This window comes from Corynebacterium sp. 122RC1 (assembly GCF_024580955.1).
Taxonomy (GTDB): domain Bacteria; phylum Actinomycetota; class Actinomycetes; order Mycobacteriales; family Mycobacteriaceae; genus Corynebacterium; species Corynebacterium kozikiae.
The window spans coordinates 1-16,855 of record NZ_JANIKD010000001.1 but is presented as its reverse complement, the minus strand read 5'-3'; the positions used below and the strand labels follow the sequence as shown (position 1 = coordinate 16,855).

Genomic DNA, 16,855 nt, shown 5'->3' with positions numbered 1-16,855 from the left:
TTGAAAGTTCTTGGGCTTTATTGCGCGATGACCACCTCAACGTCACGGTCACGCAGCGCCTTGACAAAGGATTCTGGGGCATTGGAGTCTGTGACCACCACGTCAATGTCCTCAATGCTGCCGAAGCTCACCAGATAGTCCGTGCCCATCTTGGTGGAGTCACACAGCACCACAACCTTGTGGGCATTGGTGATCATGGCGCTCTTGATTGCGGCCTCCTGGGAGTCCGCGGTGGAAAGGCCGTGATCGAGGGTGAGCGCGTTGGTGCCAATGAACGCGACGTCTGCCCGCATCAGGGCGAGGGTGCGCAAGGCGGTATCACCGACTACCGCCTGGGTGATGGCGCGAACGCTGCCGCCGAGGAGCTGAATAGAGTCCATGTTGGCGTTCGCCAACGTCAGTGCGATAGAGAGGCTGTTGGTCACGATGGACCACTGCCTTGCAAGTGGCTGTACCGCAATGAGTTCTGCGAGCGCCGCGATGGTGGTGCCGGCGTCCAGGAACATCCCACCATTTGCTTCTGGGAGGAATGCCAACGCTGCGTGTGCAATGGAGTTTTTTGCACCCGATGCCGAACGGGCACGGGTGTCCAGGCTGAACTCAGCGGTTTGGAACGTTTGGTTAGCCACCGCGCCGCCGTGTACTCGGTGCACTACGCCCTCGCGGTCCAGCACAGCGAGGTCGCGACGAATTGTTTCGGCGGTGACTTCAAAACGCGCGGCAAGTTCGGTGACATTTACCCTTCCCTCAACTGCGGTGAGTGACGCAATTTGCCGGCGGCGTTCCTCTGAGTACATCTCTTTCCTTTCAAATGCCCATGGTTGGTGGCACTCTTGTTCGGCGCTGAACATGGAATTCCCAATGTTGGGAACGGAGTGCTGTTGGAAATGCCCGAATTGGCTGGGCACAACGAAAAGCCAACAAACCAACAGCAACGCAATACAGACAGTTTTGCACGGACAAACCCCAAAAATCGGGAAAAATGGGCAGGGGGATATGTAATATCGGGCACGATTTTGGATATGATCCCACAAAATCCTGCTTAGGCAGTCTGTTTAGTGCCGCTCGTGTCCGAATGAGCTGTGAGTTTTTGTAGAAGAATTGTTGAGAAACTCCCCAATATAGGGGTGGGAGCATAGCTGAAACCCGCCAGGCAAGTACGTTGTCTGACGGGTGTTTGGAACCGCGGCTGCTCTGAGAATGAGTCCGCGATTTTCCTAGTACTTGCGCAGGACGGTTACCACCTTGCCCATAATTTCAGCGTGCTCCGCAGGAATGGGGGAGAAGGCGTCATTGTGGGGAAGAAGCCACACGCCGGAGGAGTCCTTGTGGAATTCCTTGACGGTTGCTTCGCCGTCAATGAGGGCGGCTGCAAATTGGCCTTGCTCAACTACTGGCTGTGAGCGAATCACCACCCAGTCGCCATCCAGGATGCCGGCGTCTTTCATTGACTCACCAACAACCTGGAGCATGAAGAGCTCGCCGTCGCCTACCACATCCTGAGGGAGTGGGAAGTACTGTTCCACGTTTTCTTCAGCCAAGATCGGAGCGCCTGCCGCGATGCTACCGACGATGGGAATGTAGGTGGTGGAGGAGGCCTCGGCATTCTCCGGACTGAACGCCGGCGCAGATGGCTGCTCCTTGGTTCGAGTCTTTGGTCCAGGTTTGGTGGCCTTCTGATCTGGCAACGTGCGAACGTCTACCGCTCGTGGCTTATTGGCGTCCCTGCGCAGGTATCCCTTGCGCTCAAGTTCGCGCAGTTGGTAGGCCACGGATGAAGTGGATTGCAGGCCAGTTGCATCACCGATCTCACGAATGCTTGGCGGGTAGCCACGTAGCACTACTGCATCGGAAATCACTTGAAGGATTCTGCGTTGGCGGTCAGAAAGAGGTTCTTGCTTGCTCGGGTCCGTGTTTTTGCGAGGTGGCATTTCTGTTCTCCTGAAAATCGTTGCAGTGCGTGGCGGCGCGTTATGAGTAGGTGGTTTAAGAGGTGTAGTTACTGGCGCGCAGACCTACCCAGAAGCCGCGAAAACGCGGGAGCAGGGTGACTCGGCGGGGCCGAACCATTGCCCAAGCTGATTGTCGGAACTGACTGCCAGAGAGGGCTGGGTGGAGTGCGCTCGTTCCCCACTCTAGCGCATTGTCCTTACCAAATCATACATTTGTTCGAGAGTGTCGTTCGAATTCTTGACAAGTGTTCGAACAAGGTGCATAATTCGAACAAATCGAAAATAGTCGAACATATGCACGAGACTTCGATCCTCAATGGGCCTTCGTGTCCGGGCGGGAATATAGAGTGCGTTGTGTTCCGTTACAGGAGTGTTACTCCTTCTGTTTCAACTCACCAAAAAGGAAAAGATCATGACCATCGCAGCACCTCAGTCCACCTCTGCCGCACGATTCCCTTACCGGGCTGTGCAGGATCATGCTTTAACGCGAGTAGTCCCCCCTGCGGAGGTGTGGGAACCCAGCCGTAGGCAAGTTCGCGTAAGCCGTGGCAACTTGGGTATCGAACATACTGCAACAGCTATTCGAACACTTCGGCCCCGTATAGAGAATGATGATCGTGGGAGTGGTCATGGCAGTAACAAGCCTGTTGTTCGAAACCACAATTCTGGGTTGACCACCCTTGCGGCCTCTCGCCGCAGGAGCTCGGCTCTGCAAGATGTGCACACCGCCCCTTTGACTGCCGCCTCCACCGAGCGGCCCACAAAGAGGTCAGAACGTTGGGCGAATGCGTTTGCTGGCTCCTTGGTAGGTTTGGTCCTGGCTGCTGGAATTGCGCTTTTCGGTCAGCCTGAGGACACCCAGCCACCGGTCCCGGCCGGTGTGACCCCAGACTTCACCTTGTCCCAAAGCGCGCACCATTAATACCAGCGGGCAGCGTATAATTTCAGCCTTGTGAGCAGAGTTTCAGAGGGCCACGATGCGAGACGCTCGACGTGGGAACGCTGGCCTGTCTGGGAAGCTCGGTGGTGACGCACGAAAGGCATGAGGCAAGAAGATGTACTGCCCGTTTTGCAACAACGAACACTCCAAGGTAATTGACTCAAGGATTTTCGAGGAAGGCACCGCCATTCGCAGGCGCCGCCAATGCACTCATTGTGAAGGCCGCTTCACTACAGTGGAAAAAGCAGTGCTCTTGGTCATCAAGAAGAACGGACTTTCTGAGCCTTTCAGCAAAGAAAAGGTCATCACCGGAGTGCGCCGTGCATGCCAAGGCCGCGATGTCAGCGAAGATGCACTGAAACGCCTCGCCCAAGAAGTGGAGGCAACCGTGCGCAGCCAACACGGATCGCAGGTGTACGCCAACGACGTAGGCTTAGCAATCCTCGATCCGCTCCGAGAGCTCGACGAGGTTGCATACCTTCGCTTCGCCTCAGTGTACAAATCATTTGAACGTGCCGAGGACTTTGAGTCAGAAATCCGGCTCATGCGGCGCAGAAGCCGAAGCTTTGACAACCTCGGCGAATAGGGAAGCAGCCACAAAGACACGCGCAGCCTCGGCTACTTCAACTCATCAATCGCTTTCTCAATTTTGCGCTCGGAAACCTTTTGCGCGGTACCCAAACGTTGTGCAAACAAGCTCACCCGCAGCTCTTCGATCATCCACTGAATATCCAACACCTGGCTCTGGTTCACTCCACGCTTGGAAGCCTGGACCTTCTGGGCCAATCGCTGCTGCAAAACCTGGATCTGCTGCTGGTAGCGCGCGTCTCGATCCGGAAGCCGCTGCAAATCCTCTAACCTCAGACGGATTGCCTGGGCAAAACGAGGAATATGCCGCAAACGCGCAACGCCGAGCCTGGTAATCGCGTGCTGGGGGAGCCAGCCGGCAACCTGGGCCCGCATATCATCAATTGCGGGACCGGACCACAGCTCCAACTCGTCATTCAACTGGTGAAACGCCAACACTGACGGCGCAAGATCCACAGTTGTCCGACGTACCACAGCAGGCGCCTGCTCTTTCACCAGGGACAACAGCTCTCTAAACCGTGCGGGATTTCGGGAAGGGCCACCGTTATCGCGAAGGATGTCGCGCACGGCTGCGGCGGTGGCGTCGGCAATGAAACCCTGCGCACCTCCGTTTGGAAAGTGCTCCAGCGCAACCCGCTGCTGCAGCGGTAGGCCATTCAACATTTTCTGTGCGTTGAGCTTCACTTCCCGCAACATTAACGTCAATGTCGCGGTAAAGAGCTGGGCTTCGGCCTGCGCCTTCGTGGACACTACCTCCACCGCCACCCCAGTCTTGCCCACCGCGAGTGTAGGGTACGCAATCACATTTTGCCCATCGACCTTCGTGATCACCTCCTCAGCGATAGTGCCGAGCGTCTCCGAGGTCCACTCCGTGGCGCGTTGCTGCTTCGGGCCAACCTTCGCCATAGACGTGGAGATTTTCCCTTTGAAGCGCTGCTGGAGGGCGAGGAGGTCTTTATCCCGGTCAATGACGTCGCCGCGCTTATCCACAGCGCCGAAACTCACCTTAAGGTGGTCTGGGACCTGGGCCAAGGAGAAATCATCCTCAGTGATGCCACTGCCTCCCAAGTGGACCAGCTCGTTGGCCACCTGAACCAGCAGGTCACCGGAGCCGAAACGCAGATTGGCTGCAACCTTTTTGGCGTAGTCGGGTGCGGGCACCACCTGTCTGCGGAGGTGCTTGGGCAACGTTTTGATCAGCGCTGTCACTAACTCTTCGCGTAGGCCAGGGACATTCCACTCAAAACCCTCGGGGCGGACGCTCCCCAACAGGGGAACCGGAATGCGCACTGTGACGCCGTCGTCCACGGTGCCCGGTTCAAACTTGTAGGTGAGTTCAAAATCCACACCGTTTTGCGTCCAGGAATCTGGGAATGCATCTTCGTGGACGTCCTCGGCGTGCTCGGTGAGCAGCTCCGCGGGGTCAAAGTCCAGTAGATTCGGGGTGATGCCCTGCTGCTTTTTCCACCAAGAGTGGAAGGTGTTGGCGTTGAAAACCTCTTGCGGGATGCGAGCATCGTAGAAGTCGAACAGTGCCTGCTCATCCACCACAATGTCACGCCTACGGGCCTTCTCCTCAAGCTCACCCGCGAGCTCCAATTTGGCGGTGTTGTTATGGAAAAATTCGTGGTGAGTGTTCCAATTGCCGTCAATGAGAGCCTCGCGGAGGAACATGTCACGCGCTGCCTGAGGATCAATGGTGTGATACCCAACCACCCGGTCCGCAACAACCGGTACGCCGTACAGTGTTGAGCGTTGGTGAGCCATGGCGCTGCCGCGTTTGGTGGACCAGAAGGGCTCTGAGTATTGGTGCTTGAGGAGGTCTTTGCCCAGTTGCTCTACCCAGCGAGGATCAATACTTGCCACGTCGCGGGCCCACAATCTGGAGGTTTCCACCAACTGGGCCGCCATCAGAAACTGCGGTGGCTTTTTGGCAAGCGCTGAGCCGGGGAAAATCATGAAACGGGTATTCCGTGTGCCCTGGAACTCCTTTGTTTGCGCGTCACGGATGCCAATTTGGGAAAGCAGACCCGAAAGTAGCGCGCGGTGGATGAGGTCCGCCTGCGATTCAACGTCACCAAGCGACTCAAACAGGCCGTGCATTGGGTCAGCCCACCCCAACTGGTCACCGATATTGCGCAACTGACGCACGAGGTCGAACCACTCCCGGATGCGCATGTAGTGCAGGAATTGTTTTTGCACCGAGCGTTTGAAGGCGTTGCCGCTGAGGGCACCGCGCTCTTCAACGATGTGTTCCCACAACTTCAGCAGGCTCAAGAAGTCACTGTTGGGGTCTTTGAAACGCGCATGTGCCTGATCTGCTTGGGCCTGCATTTCGAGCGGGCGTTCGCGCACATCCTGGATGCTCAGCGCGGCAACAATCACATACACCGCACCCAACACCCCATGGGTGTTGGCCTCCAGGAGCATGCGTGCAAGCCGGGGATCAAGGGGAACGCGCGCGATGTCGCGGCCCACTTTGGTGAGCCGCGGTTCGCCGTCTTTGCCCGTCGTGCTGTCCAAAGCCCCGAGTTCATGGAGCAGCAACAGGCCGTCCCGAATGGCCTTAGTATCTGGGGCCTGTAGAAATGGAAACGCCTCGATGTCGCCCAGCCGCAGGCTGGCCATTTGTAGGATGACGCTCGCCAGGTTGGTCCGCAAAATCTCCGGGTCCGTGAACTCCGGGCGGGAGGAGAAATCCTCCTCCGAGTACAAACGGATGGCCACGCCGTCGGCAACGCGCCCACAACGGCCCGAACGCTGATTGGCACTGGCCTGGGAGATGGGTTCAACCGGAAGGCGCTGCACTTTGGTGCGCGTGGAGTAGCGGGAGATGCGGGCGGTGCCGGTGTCCACCACATAGTGGATTCCGGGAACCGTGAGTGAAGTTTCCGCGATGTTGGTGGCCAGCACGATGCGGCGCCCCGAATGGGGGCTGAACACCTTGTGCTGTTCCTGGTTGGACAACCGGCCAAAGAGGGGAGTGACCTCCACATTCTTGTAGCGCCGCGCCTGGATCACTTCCATGGCGTCGCGGATGTCAGCTTCGCCTGCGAAAAAGCACAGAATATCTCCCGGCCCCTCACTCATGAGCTCTTCCAAAGCGCCAATCAGGCCGTCGAGTGGATCGATGTCCACTGTCTTTTCGCCTACTTCAACCTCGAGCGGCCGGTAGCGAACCTCCACTGGATAGGTTCGGCCGGAAACTTCGATGATGGGGGCCGGGGTGCCGTCGGGCTGCGCGAAATGCTCTGCGAATCGTGCAGGGTCGATTGTTGCGGAGGTGATCACCACCTTGAGATCCGGGCGTTTCGGCAGAAGCTGCTTCAGGTAGCCCAAGAGGAAGTCGATGTTGAGGGAGCGTTCGTGGGCTTCGTCGATGATGATGGTGTCGTATGCGTTAAGGAAGCGGTCGCGCTGCATTTCCGCCAGCAGGATGCCGTCAGTCATGAGCTTGATCGCCGTGTTGGGGCCCACTTGGTCATCAAAACGGATCGCATAGCCAACGGTCTGGCCGATCGGTTGTTCCAGCTCAAATGCAATGCGTTCTGCAACTGTGCGCGCAGCGAGACGGCGCGGCTGCGTATGCCCAATTAGGCCTTTGCGCCCGCGGCCGAGCTCCAGGCAGATCTTGGGAATCTGCGTGGTTTTACCGGAACCGGTTTCACCGGCAATGATGACCACTTGATGGTCCCGGATTGCCTCGGCGATGTCATCTTTACGTGCGCTGACCGGCAATGACTCCGGATAGCTCACCTCGGGAAGACTCGCCACGAACTCGGCGTGGTGCGATACAGCCTGCTGCAAGTCGGCGTGGATCGCCTGAAACGCCTTGTCGCTGCGCGCATTCCGGGCTCGTCTGCGCAGCGCGCGAACATCCACAGTGCGCAAGTTCGGCGCGTCTTGCTCAATGTGGGTTAGCAGTTCCCTCTGTGTTGCCTTGAGCGCCCCCTCTAGCGGTGCCTGGGCTCGTGTCCCTACCGGCGCCTGTGCGGCTGCCTGCGGCTTCCGACGGCGGCGTTGAGGGTGCTGAGTTCGCTGAGAGCGGCGGCGCGGGAGTTGCTCAGCGCTGTGGGGTTCCTTTTTGGCTTCGGTCATAGCAATTGCCCAGTCTATCTTGCGTTTGGGGCTGCTTGCTTTTTGCTTGCCTGCCTTCGCCAGTGAACTTCACTAGTATTGGGTTTTGTCTCAATTCATCCTTTTCACTAATTCGAGTTGACTTTCTCGGCTTTACGTTTCCATGATCGCGTAGTGCCGAAAATGCGCTCAAACCCGAAGGAGTTTTCATGACCAACAGTCCCAATGATGAAAATGGGCCTTCCCAGGACCCATTTGACGGTGAGTTTTCCGCTGATTCGCAATATCCAGCGTCCAATCATCCAGAAGACCGCCCAGATTTTGGTACCGCCGGATTTGGTGCAGCAAATGCCGGTGGCTACGGCGCCGGCAATTACGGTGCTGGCCAGTTTGGGGAGAATCACGGCGGGGATCGCCGCCATGAAGATCTAGGCGACCTCATGGTGGCCGGTCCCGGCCAAACGGTAGATCTCTTTGAGGCAATCAAATACGGTTTCCGCATCACCTTTAAGCGTTGGCCATTGTGGCTTGGCCTCGGTCTGCTTTCGCTGGTGGCACTTGGTGGCTACTTCGCGTACTACATCGCCAACGCGCCGCTGGCGGTGGAAGACCCACAAAACTTTGAGGTGAACCCTTACACGAACCCGTCCACCTGGGTGATTTTCATCCTGGCATTGCTGATTTACCCAATGATCATGCGGCTGACGTTGCTCCAGGCAGACGGCAAGAAGTTCGCAGTGGGCGAGGCAGTGCCCGGCCCGCATTATGGCGCCACGTTTTTGAGCTATTTACTGTGCTCTCTTATTACCGGCGTTGTTACCGTGGTGGCTGCATTGCCGCTCATGCTGGCGATCGATACCTCCACGGGCGAAATTAATTGGGGCATGTATTCCCTTGGAATGCTGGCGCAATTGGTGGTGAGCCTTTTGGTAGTGCCCCTGGTGAATTTTGCGCCATATTTCGCGGCCGACGGTCGCAGCGGCGCCCTAGCCTCTGTTTCCGCTTCCTTCCAGGCGGTGAAAGCCAATTACCTGAAGACCGTAGGTTTCTATGTGATGACCTCGTTGGTTGTCATGCTGCTTGTCCTGGCCACTTGTGGCTTGGGAATCGTCGTGGCAATTGGCGTTAGCCTGAACGCCACCGCGCACTTCTACCGCCAGATCTCCGGCGGTGAGTTCCCGCGCGACCTGCGCTAAACTCCGGAAAACACACAGCCCAGACATCTATGGTCTGGGCTTTTGTGCTATTTCTCGGTGCCATCCATGCCATCCATGCCACCCGTGTTTTCCATGCCAATCGTGCGGTAGAAAGCCTCGGAGATTACTGAACCAAGTTTCAGGTAGGTGTCTTCCCTGGTGGAGGACGCACGGTACACCAGCCCCACTTGGCGGCTGGCGGTCACGTCTTGGGCAAAACTTGCGGTTGCCACACCCTCGCGGTTGGTTTCAATGCTCACGGCGCTTTCGGGGATCAATGTGGAGCCAATGCCCGCACTGACGAGTTGCATCACGGTGGTGAGACTTGCGGCCTTGGTTTCGGCGCTGCGCTGCGCCAAGGGGTTGACGTCTGCCTTGCGGCAGAGGTCCACGACTTGGTCGCGCAGGCAGTGTCCGTCGTCAAGGAGGAGCAGGTTGAGGTCCGCGAGCGAGGAGAGCTTCACGTCCTCCCTGCCGGCGAGTACATTGGACTCCGATACAACGATCTTGAAGTGTTCGGCGTACAGGGGGATTTCCACAATCCCGGTGTTTTCCACCGGCAAGGCCAAGAGGGCACAATCGATGTGGCCGTCTTTAAGCTGGCTGAGCAGGTGTTGCGTTTGATCTTCCACGATTTGCAGTTCGAGGTCGGGGTAGCTGGCAGCGAGTTCCTTGTACAGCTCGGGCAGAATGTACGGCGCGATGGTGGGGATGATTCCCACCGCGAGGTTGCCAGACAACACGCCACTGTTGCCTTGGGCATGAGCGATAAAAGCCTCGGCTGCATCCAGGGTGGCTTTGGCGAAGGGCAGGAGGGATTCGCCGATCGGTGTGACGATCACCCGCCGCGTGGAGCGCTCAATGAGCTGCACCCCCAGGCCGTTTTCCAAGGAAACCAACGCTTGGGAAAGCGAGGGCTGGGAAATGTTGAGCTTGGTGGCGGCGGTGCCAAAGTGGCGGTTTTCCGCGATGGTGACGAACGTGCGAAGCTGGGCGAGAGTCGGGCGGTACTCTTTATTGCTCATGCCTATGAGTATAGAGCAGTGTTAATAGGTTCAACTGATTGAGCCTATCGTGCACACCGCACCACACCGCACCACACCGCACCACACCGCACTACACCGCACAACACCGCACTAGTGTTGGTCGATCTCAAGCTGAGAGAGCCGAACTTCGCCTGCAGCGTCAGAGGCGGCAAGGTCCACCTCGGCCACAAACGCAAATGCCCGGTCATCCTCGGGATCCTTGATGACCTGACGCACCCGCCACTTCTCGGGGCCTTTTTCCACGCGGAAGTACTCCGGGCCGCGGGCAGCGGCGGAGGTATCCAGGTCCGCGTAGTCCTCAAAGTAGGCGTCCATGGCGGCACCGAAGTCTGGCACTTCCTCCAGGTAGTCCAGCATTTCCGCCAGCTCGTCTTCCTTTTCCAATGCGAACAGGCTCACCAGGCGGAACATGAGGTTGCGCACCATCACTTGGAAGGCACGCTTGTTTGCGGTCAGCGCGTTGGGGTCTTCCACGCCGAACGCCAGCTCCGTGGCCAATGCATCCTGCGAGATCGGGGCGTCTGGGTCCGCCATCTGCGCCCATTCATCAATCAGCGAGGAATCCACCTGACGAATCAGCTCACCGAGCCATTCCACGATGTCCTCAAGCTGCTGGGTTCGGTACTCCTCGGGAATCGAGTTCTTGAGGGTGCGCCACGCATCAGTGAGGTAGTGCAGCACCACTCCCTCCGAGCGCGCGAGCCCGTAGGCGGCAATGAAATCGCTGAAAGTCATGCCCTGTTCCACCATGTCACGGATGATGGACTTCGGGCTGATCTGGAATTCCCGCGCCCAAGGGTGCCCGGCGGCGTATGTAGCATACGCTTGCTCAAGGAGTTCGGCTTGGGGTTGCGGCCACGTGACGTCGTCAAGCAGCCGCATCCGCTCCGTGTAATCCAGGCCCTCTTCCTTCATCGCCGCGATCTGCTCGTCACGCGCGGCCTTCTGCTGCGCGAGCAACACCTGGCGGGGGTCATCCAAAATGGCCTCGAAAGCGCTGATCACGTTGAGCTCAAAGTCATCCGCCTCCCGGTCCAGCAGCTCCAGGCTCGCCAGGGCAAAGGGGGAGAGCGGCTGGTTCAGCGCGAAGTCACGCTCCAGTTCTTCGGTGAGAGCGTATCGACGTCCCGTGGCGTCAATTTCATCCAAACGGACCACGATCCCCGCGGTGACCAGGCCGCGCACGAGTTCAATCGTGGTGAGGATGTCTCTGTTTTGTTTGTCCCAGTTGTCGTGGTTACCGCGGAGGAGTTTTTTCAGGTGCTGGTAGGCGTCGCCGGGGCGGGCAATCACATTGAGCACCATGGAGTTGGACACCATGAACTGGCTGGTGAGCTGCTCTGGCTGTGCATTCATAAGGCGTTCAAAAGTGCGTTCGCCCCAGGTAACTTCACCATCGCGGGCGGATTTCATCCGCATCTTCTTGAGCTTCTTGGGGTCCTGGCCGGCTCGCTGGCGCAGGCGCCAGTTCTCAATCTCGTGCTCAGGGGCCTCCACCACCACGTAGCCTACGGTGTCGTAGCCAGCGCGCCCGGCGCGTCCTGCAATCTGGTGGAACTCCCGGGAGGCGAGGATGCGCTGTTTGGTGCCGTCGAATTTGGCCAGGCCGGTGAACAACACGGTGCGGATGGGCACGTTGATGCCCACTCCAAGGGTATCGGTGCCGCAGATGACCTTGAGCAGGCCGGTCTGCGAGAGTTTTTCCACGAGGCGGCGGTACTTCGGCAGCATGCCTGCGTGGTGAATACCGATGCCGCGTCTGAGCAGCTTGGAGAGGGTTTGGCCGAAGGTGGTGGTAAAGCGAAACGCCCCGATTTCCGCCGCGATCTGCTCCTTCTCTTCCGGTGTGATGATGCTGATGCTGGTCAGGGACTGCGCGCGCTCCACAGCTTGGCGCTGGGTGAAGTGCACCACGTACACCGGGGCTTTGCCTTTGCTCAGCAGCTCCTCGATGGTTTCGTGGACGGGGGTGTACACGTACTCAAACTCCAGTGGCACCGGGCGGGTCGCGCCGGCCACGAGGTTGGTGGTGCGGCCGGTGCGCTTACTGAGGTCTTCGCTAAGGAAGTCAGTGGAGCCCAAGGTGGCGGACATGAGGAGGAATTGGGCGTGCGGCAGCTCCAGGAGAGGTACTTGCCAAGCCCAGCCGCGGCGGGGTTCGGAGTAGTAGTGGAACTCGTCCATTACCACTTGGCCGATGTTGGCCTGGGCGCCGTCGCGTAGAGCTATGTTGGCAACGATCTCGGCTGTTGCGCAGATGATAGGGGCTTGGCCGTTGACGGTGGCGTCGCCGGTCATCATACCCACGTTTTCTGGCCCGAAGATCTCGCAGAGGGCAAAGAACTTCTCACTCACCAGGGCCTTGATGGGTGCGGTGTAGAAGCTGCGCTGCCCGCGAGCCATAGCGATGAAGTGGGCGGCGATAGCCACCATGGACTTTCCGGAGCCGGTGGGGGTGGCCAGAATGACGTTGTCTCCAGCGAGGATGCCTAGCGCTGCTTCCTCTTGCGCGGGGTACAGGCTGATCCCGCGGTCCGAGGTCCACCGGAGGAAGGAGTCAAAGATGGACTCATCAAGCAGGTTTTCGGGGACCTCTTCAAGATCTGGCAGCATCCGAGACAAATTCACCCCTTCTACCTTAGTGGAGAAGGGGTGTGTGCCTTAAGGGGCCGGGGGAGCGTCGGTGCCTTCGGTGCCGGGCTCGTCGTCAAGCCCCGCGAGGAAGCGTTCGAACTCCTCGCCAAGTTCCTCGCCGGTGGGCACTGCGCTTTCCCCAGGCATGACCGCGTGGGGTTTGCGTTCGCGGTATCGTTCCAACTCTTCGTCGTACTGGCGCTCCAACATGTGCACCACCTGCTCGATCTCGGGGGTGCCGTCCACCTGTTCCTCGATCTGCATCGCTACCTTTGCGGCGTCTTCCTCGAGTGCGCGCAGCGGCAAGGAAAGGTCTGCAGCGCTGGCGGCGGCCTCAAGCAGCCCGAGGACTGCTTGCGGGTATACCGACGCGGCCAGGTAGTGCGGCACATGCGCCGTGAAGCCTGCGACTTTGCGGCCCTGCTGGTGCAGGAGGCGCTCCAGGTGCAGGGCGGCAGCGCCGGGAACGGTGATACGGGTGTCCAGGTTGAACTGGCTGCTCACGAGTTCCGGGGAGTTGCCGTGCGCAGAGATCACCATGGGGCGGGTATGCGGAACGGCCATGGGTGCGGCGTAAAGGCAAATGGTCTGGCTCACGCCGAATCGGTCCACCAAGTTTGCTACCGCTTGGGTGAATCCCTCCCAGCGCAAGTCTGGCTCGGGGCCACTGAGCAGCAGAAAGGATTTCCCGGTGCTATCGCGCACCACGTCCATGCCGATATGCAGATCTTCAATTTCTACAACCGCGTTGTGATCAATGGTGACCGCCGGGCGCCGCGAGCGATAGTCAATCAACTCGTCACTGTTGAAGGAGGCCACCGGGCGGTGATCCAATGCGGCCAACAGGTGATCGGCACTGTGCTCAACGGCATGGCCTGCGTCTGCGTACCCCTGTAGCGCCACAATGAGCGTTGGGCCTTGGGAATCGGCATTGTTCACCTCGGGTGCGGGGAACTGTAGCTCATACATCCGGCCAAAATCTTCTGGCATAACTTCCTCCCGGGGTGTGTCTAGCCATCAGCGCGCCGCCGGGCGCACCAATAACGTTTCTGGCAATCCATGCTAATCCATGCCACGCCGGCAATGGTCCACCTTCGCGGACACGCGGCAGCACGTTTCAGTTCATTGCGGGTTACTACCGGCACAACGCCTGTGGGTACACATTTGTTCCACACTGCCCGCTGCACTGCGCGTGAGGTGGGGCAGCAACGACGCTCACGTGGTGGGAAGCATTACGGTTTTGGTTCCCGAAGGCCGTTGAGTTTTCCACAAGCGGTGCCCTCTGGGCCACGTTTTCCACAGATTAGGCCCTTTCCACTTACGGACCCTAGCGGGTGTTGTACGGGGTTTGTGAAAGTGAGCCCATGCAACAAGTCACAATCAATTTTCATCCAGCAGATCTCATTGCAAACGTCCCAGGAATCCTGGGTTACTACCCAAAGGAGTCCTTGGTTCTCGTCACCGTGGAAACACACCCACGGCCGACCCCACAGCCGGACCCACATCCAGACCCAGAGCTGCAACACCAGCCCGAACATCCCGGCAGCGCGGCGGACGCGGTGGATGCAGTGGATGCTGTGGGGCCGCAGCGTTGTTTGGGCACGAGCCTCGGCCCTGTACTGCGCCTGGGTTTTGACCAGAGAAACAACATCGATGAAGTCCTTGAATTTATCCAATCGCTGTCTCATCCGAAGGTGGTGGCTTTCCTCATCACCGAGCACAATCACGTAGCCATGAGCATTCTTGTGGAGCAACTCCACGATGCCCACGAAGCGGGGCAGATTGACGCCATTGCCTGCTACCACGTCCCAGAACTGCTCACCGGGCAACCTATGCACCTGTTGTTCAGCCACGACGCCCCGCACCGTTCCTGGCGCACGCCCAAGGTGGGAAATATAGCCAGTGCTCCTGCCACCAAGCGCTTGCTCCAAGGAGGGGAACTGCCGGCACTGAATCGGGAGGAGGCCTGGAGGTACTTCACCCAATCCAACCCGTTTCTTACAGAATCTGATGAAGATGACCTCGACGCCGCCATCCACACGCTGAGTTCACAGCTCATCAATGCACGGGGGATTCCTAGGAGTGTGGTGCGCCGCCACCTGGACATCTTGGAGCAATATTGCGAGCAGGTGAAGCATCAAAGTATTGAACAGCTCCAACAGCACTCGGAAGTCCTTATCGCCTTTGGTTCGATGTGCGCGAATGTGAAGTTGCGTGATGCCCTGTGTGTGCTCATCCCGGATCACGCTGTGGCCTTGAAAAACATCATGGTGGCACTGGCGAGCTCTGTTGGAGGCGAGGTGAAAACAAACGCATTGGCATTGTGCGCGCTGAGTTCACTCGCCCAAGGGGCAACGGCGTACACCAATATGGCGTTGCAAGCCGCCTTCGAGCAAGATCCACGCCACTACCTGTGCAATCTGATCCACCAGGGCTACCGCTTCGGGGTGATCGCCGAGCTGCTGAATGCGATGAGCGAAGGGGCGCATGTCACCCTGGAAGAACTCGATGAGCAGGTGGGGTTCCAACCCTAATTTCCAGCCCTAATTTCCAAGACCCTATTTCTCAGGGCCCAGGTGTATGGGTGTCCTAGTGTTTGGGAGCGCTGTGCGCCCGGTCCCCCAGTGCAGAGGTGAACTCCCAGGCGTCTCCCACGATTTGGTTGAGCTCAGTGCGTTCGGGTTGCCAGCCAAGTTCCTCTTTTGCCTTTTGGGAGGAAGCGATGAGTACCGCTGGGTCACCGGCGCGGCGGCTTTCCACCACGGCTGGGATCGGGTGGCCGGTGATCTGCCTGCAGGCGTCGATGACCTCACGGACGGAGAAACCTTCACCCGAACCAAGGTTGTAAATGCGATGGGCGCCTGCCGTGTTGGACTCCAGCGCGAGGAGGTGCGCCTGGGCGAGGTCGAAAATGTGGATGTAGTCGCGGATACAGGTGCCGTCTGGGGTGGGCCAGTCGTCGCCGAAAATCTTGATGGACTCCCGGTGCCCTAAGGCCACTTGCAGCACGATGGGGATGAGGTGGGTTTCCACCTCTCGGTTTTCCCCGAAGCCACCGTATGCACCGGCCACGTTGAAGTAGCGCAGGCTGGTGGCAGCCAGACCGTAGGCGTGTGCGTAGGAGGTGATCATCGCGTCGATGGCCAGCTTCGTTGCACCGTAAGGATTCGTTGGGGCGGTAGGGAAGTCCTCGGTAATTGGCACCTGCGCCGGTTCGCCATAGGTCGCAGCGGTGGAAGAGAACACCAGGTTGTTGGTGTTGGTCTGGCGCATCGCTTCGAGGAGGCGAAGCGTGGTCACAACATTGTGCTGCCAATATTCGGCTGGGTCTTCCACCGATTCACCCACAAGCGAACGGGCGGCAAAGTGGAGCACGCCGTCAAAGTGGTGTTCCGAAAGCACGCTGTGGGCAACATCGGCGATGTCACCTTGGATGAAGGTGGCGTCTGGGTGGACGGCCTCACGGTTGCCGGTGGCAAGGGTGTCTACAACAGTGACAGAATGCCCGCGCTCAATGAGCACCGCGGTGCACACACTGCCTACATACCCCGCGCCGCCTGTGACCAGCAGATTCATGGGTTATACATCCTCCACGCGCACGGCATGAGCGAGATCGTCGATAAGCTCTACTTCCACGTCACCCTTGCGCAGGATCACGCGGCCTTCACGCAGCTCGAGTTCCACTTCAGAGCCCAAGGTGATCCCGGCGTCTTGAAGGCGTGTGAACTGGTCTTCATCCACCTGGAGGATTTCGTTGAACTGCACCACGCGAACTTTGCGGGGGCTCAATGATGCCGCGTCAATGGTGCGTACACCCACATCAGCGGTAGCCACATTGGCGCCGAGTTCATCGAGTCCTGGGATTGGGTTGCCAAAGGGGGAGCGGTCGATGGTGTCCAGCACTTCTACGAGACGGCGCTCCACCTCTTCGCTCATCACATGTTCCCAGCGGCAGGCTTCCTCGTGGACTTTGTTGATGTCCAGCTTGATGATATCGGTGAGGAGGCGTTCCGCGAGCCTGTGCTTGCGCATCACCGCGGTGGCTAGAGCGCGGCCTTCAGTAGTCATCTGGAGGCTGCGGTCATTGGCAACCACCACGAGTCCGTCGCGTTCCATACGGGCAACGGTCTGGCTCACGGTTGGACCAGACTGCTCCAAGCGCTCCGCAATACGAGCACGAAGGGGAGTGATACCTTCTTCTTCCAGCTCATAAATGGTGCGCAGATACATTTCTGTTGTATCTACCAAATCCTTCATTGTGCAGTTCTTCCTTTACATCCACAGGAACGCTTTTGCCGCGATGTGCCACTTATCTTAAGAGCTAAAAGTTGGGCACGGAGTTGTAACGCTTCACACAGTGTAACGGGTTTTTCGCCAGGGTGAGTAAGTTGTGGGGGCAGGAGCTTGGGCGGGGGCGGGAGC

The 16,855-nt window shown here is 58.6% G+C and carries 11 protein-coding genes; 3 read left to right on the top strand and 8 right to left on the bottom strand.

Annotation, left to right across the window (positions count from 1 at the left end; translation table 11 throughout):
* Positions 1-17 precede the first annotated feature (17 nt).
* Both NQ050_RS00055 and lexA read right to left on the bottom strand, forming a co-directional pair.
* Complete coding sequence (locus tag NQ050_RS00055; RefSeq protein WP_257037187.1) at positions 18-797, bottom strand: DeoR/GlpR family DNA-binding transcription regulator; 780 nt, start codon at positions 795-797, stop codon at positions 18-20.
* 420 nt (positions 798-1,217) lie between these two features.
* Positions 1,218-1,931 carry a transcriptional repressor LexA gene (gene lexA, locus NQ050_RS00050; protein WP_257037185.1) on the bottom strand — a complete coding sequence of 238 codons (714 nt, stop codon included), beginning with the start codon at positions 1,929-1,931 and terminating at the stop codon, positions 1,218-1,220.
* 1,076 nt (positions 1,932-3,007) lie between these two features.
* On the opposite strand from lexA, the gene nrdR reads away from it, so the two are divergent.
* On the top strand, positions 3,008-3,478 hold the full coding sequence (gene nrdR / locus NQ050_RS00045; RefSeq protein ID WP_257037184.1) for a transcriptional regulator NrdR: 471 nt from the start codon (positions 3,008-3,010) through the stop codon (positions 3,476-3,478).
* Between the two features lie 32 nt (positions 3,479-3,510).
* On the opposite strand, the gene hrpA is transcribed toward nrdR, so the two are convergent.
* Positions 3,511-7,578, bottom strand: a complete 4,068-nt coding sequence (gene hrpA / locus NQ050_RS00040; RefSeq protein ID WP_257037183.1) for an ATP-dependent RNA helicase HrpA — start codon at positions 7,576-7,578, stop codon at positions 3,511-3,513.
* Positions 7,579-7,766: 188 nt separating this feature from the next.
* On the opposite strand from hrpA, the gene NQ050_RS00035 reads away from it, so the two are divergent.
* Positions 7,767-8,753: a hypothetical protein gene (locus tag NQ050_RS00035; protein ID WP_257037182.1), complete on the top strand. Its 987-nt coding sequence runs from the start codon at positions 7,767-7,769 to the stop codon at positions 8,751-8,753.
* Between the two features lie 47 nt (positions 8,754-8,800).
* Here the strand turns inward: NQ050_RS00035 and NQ050_RS00030 are convergent, their stop codons facing one another.
* The 3 genes from NQ050_RS00030 to NQ050_RS00020 all read right to left on the bottom strand — a co-directional run bounded on the left by NQ050_RS00030 (position 8,801) and on the right by NQ050_RS00020 (position 13,423).
* Positions 8,801-9,778, bottom strand: coding sequence for a LysR substrate-binding domain-containing protein (locus NQ050_RS00030; protein WP_257037181.1), 978 nt, complete (start codon positions 9,776-9,778; stop codon positions 8,801-8,803).
* 111 nt (positions 9,779-9,889) lie between these two features.
* Complete coding sequence (locus tag NQ050_RS00025; RefSeq protein WP_257037180.1) at positions 9,890-12,427, bottom strand: DEAD/DEAH box helicase; 2,538 nt, start codon at positions 12,425-12,427, stop codon at positions 9,890-9,892.
* 33 nt (positions 12,428-12,460) lie between these two features.
* Positions 12,461-13,423, bottom strand: coding sequence for a PAC2 family protein (locus NQ050_RS00020; RefSeq protein ID WP_257037179.1), 963 nt, complete (start codon positions 13,421-13,423; stop codon positions 12,461-12,463).
* Positions 13,424-13,797: 374 nt separating this feature from the next.
* Between NQ050_RS00020 and NQ050_RS00015 the strand changes: the two genes are divergently transcribed.
* Positions 13,798-14,967 carry a DUF4192 domain-containing protein gene (locus NQ050_RS00015; protein ID WP_257037178.1) on the top strand — a complete coding sequence of 390 codons (1,170 nt, stop codon included), beginning with the start codon at positions 13,798-13,800 and terminating at the stop codon, positions 14,965-14,967.
* A 55-nt stretch (positions 14,968-15,022) separates the two neighbouring features.
* On the opposite strand, the gene galE is transcribed toward NQ050_RS00015, so the two are convergent.
* Positions 15,023-16,009 (bottom strand): UDP-glucose 4-epimerase GalE, encoded by a 987-nt coding sequence (galE, locus tag NQ050_RS00010; RefSeq protein WP_257037177.1) that lies wholly within the window; start codon positions 16,007-16,009, stop codon positions 15,023-15,025.
* 3 nt (positions 16,010-16,012) lie between these two features.
* Complete coding sequence (locus NQ050_RS00005) at positions 16,013-16,690, bottom strand: metal-dependent transcriptional regulator (RefSeq protein WP_257037176.1); 678 nt, start codon at positions 16,688-16,690, stop codon at positions 16,013-16,015.
* Positions 16,691-16,855: the final 165 nt, after the last annotated feature.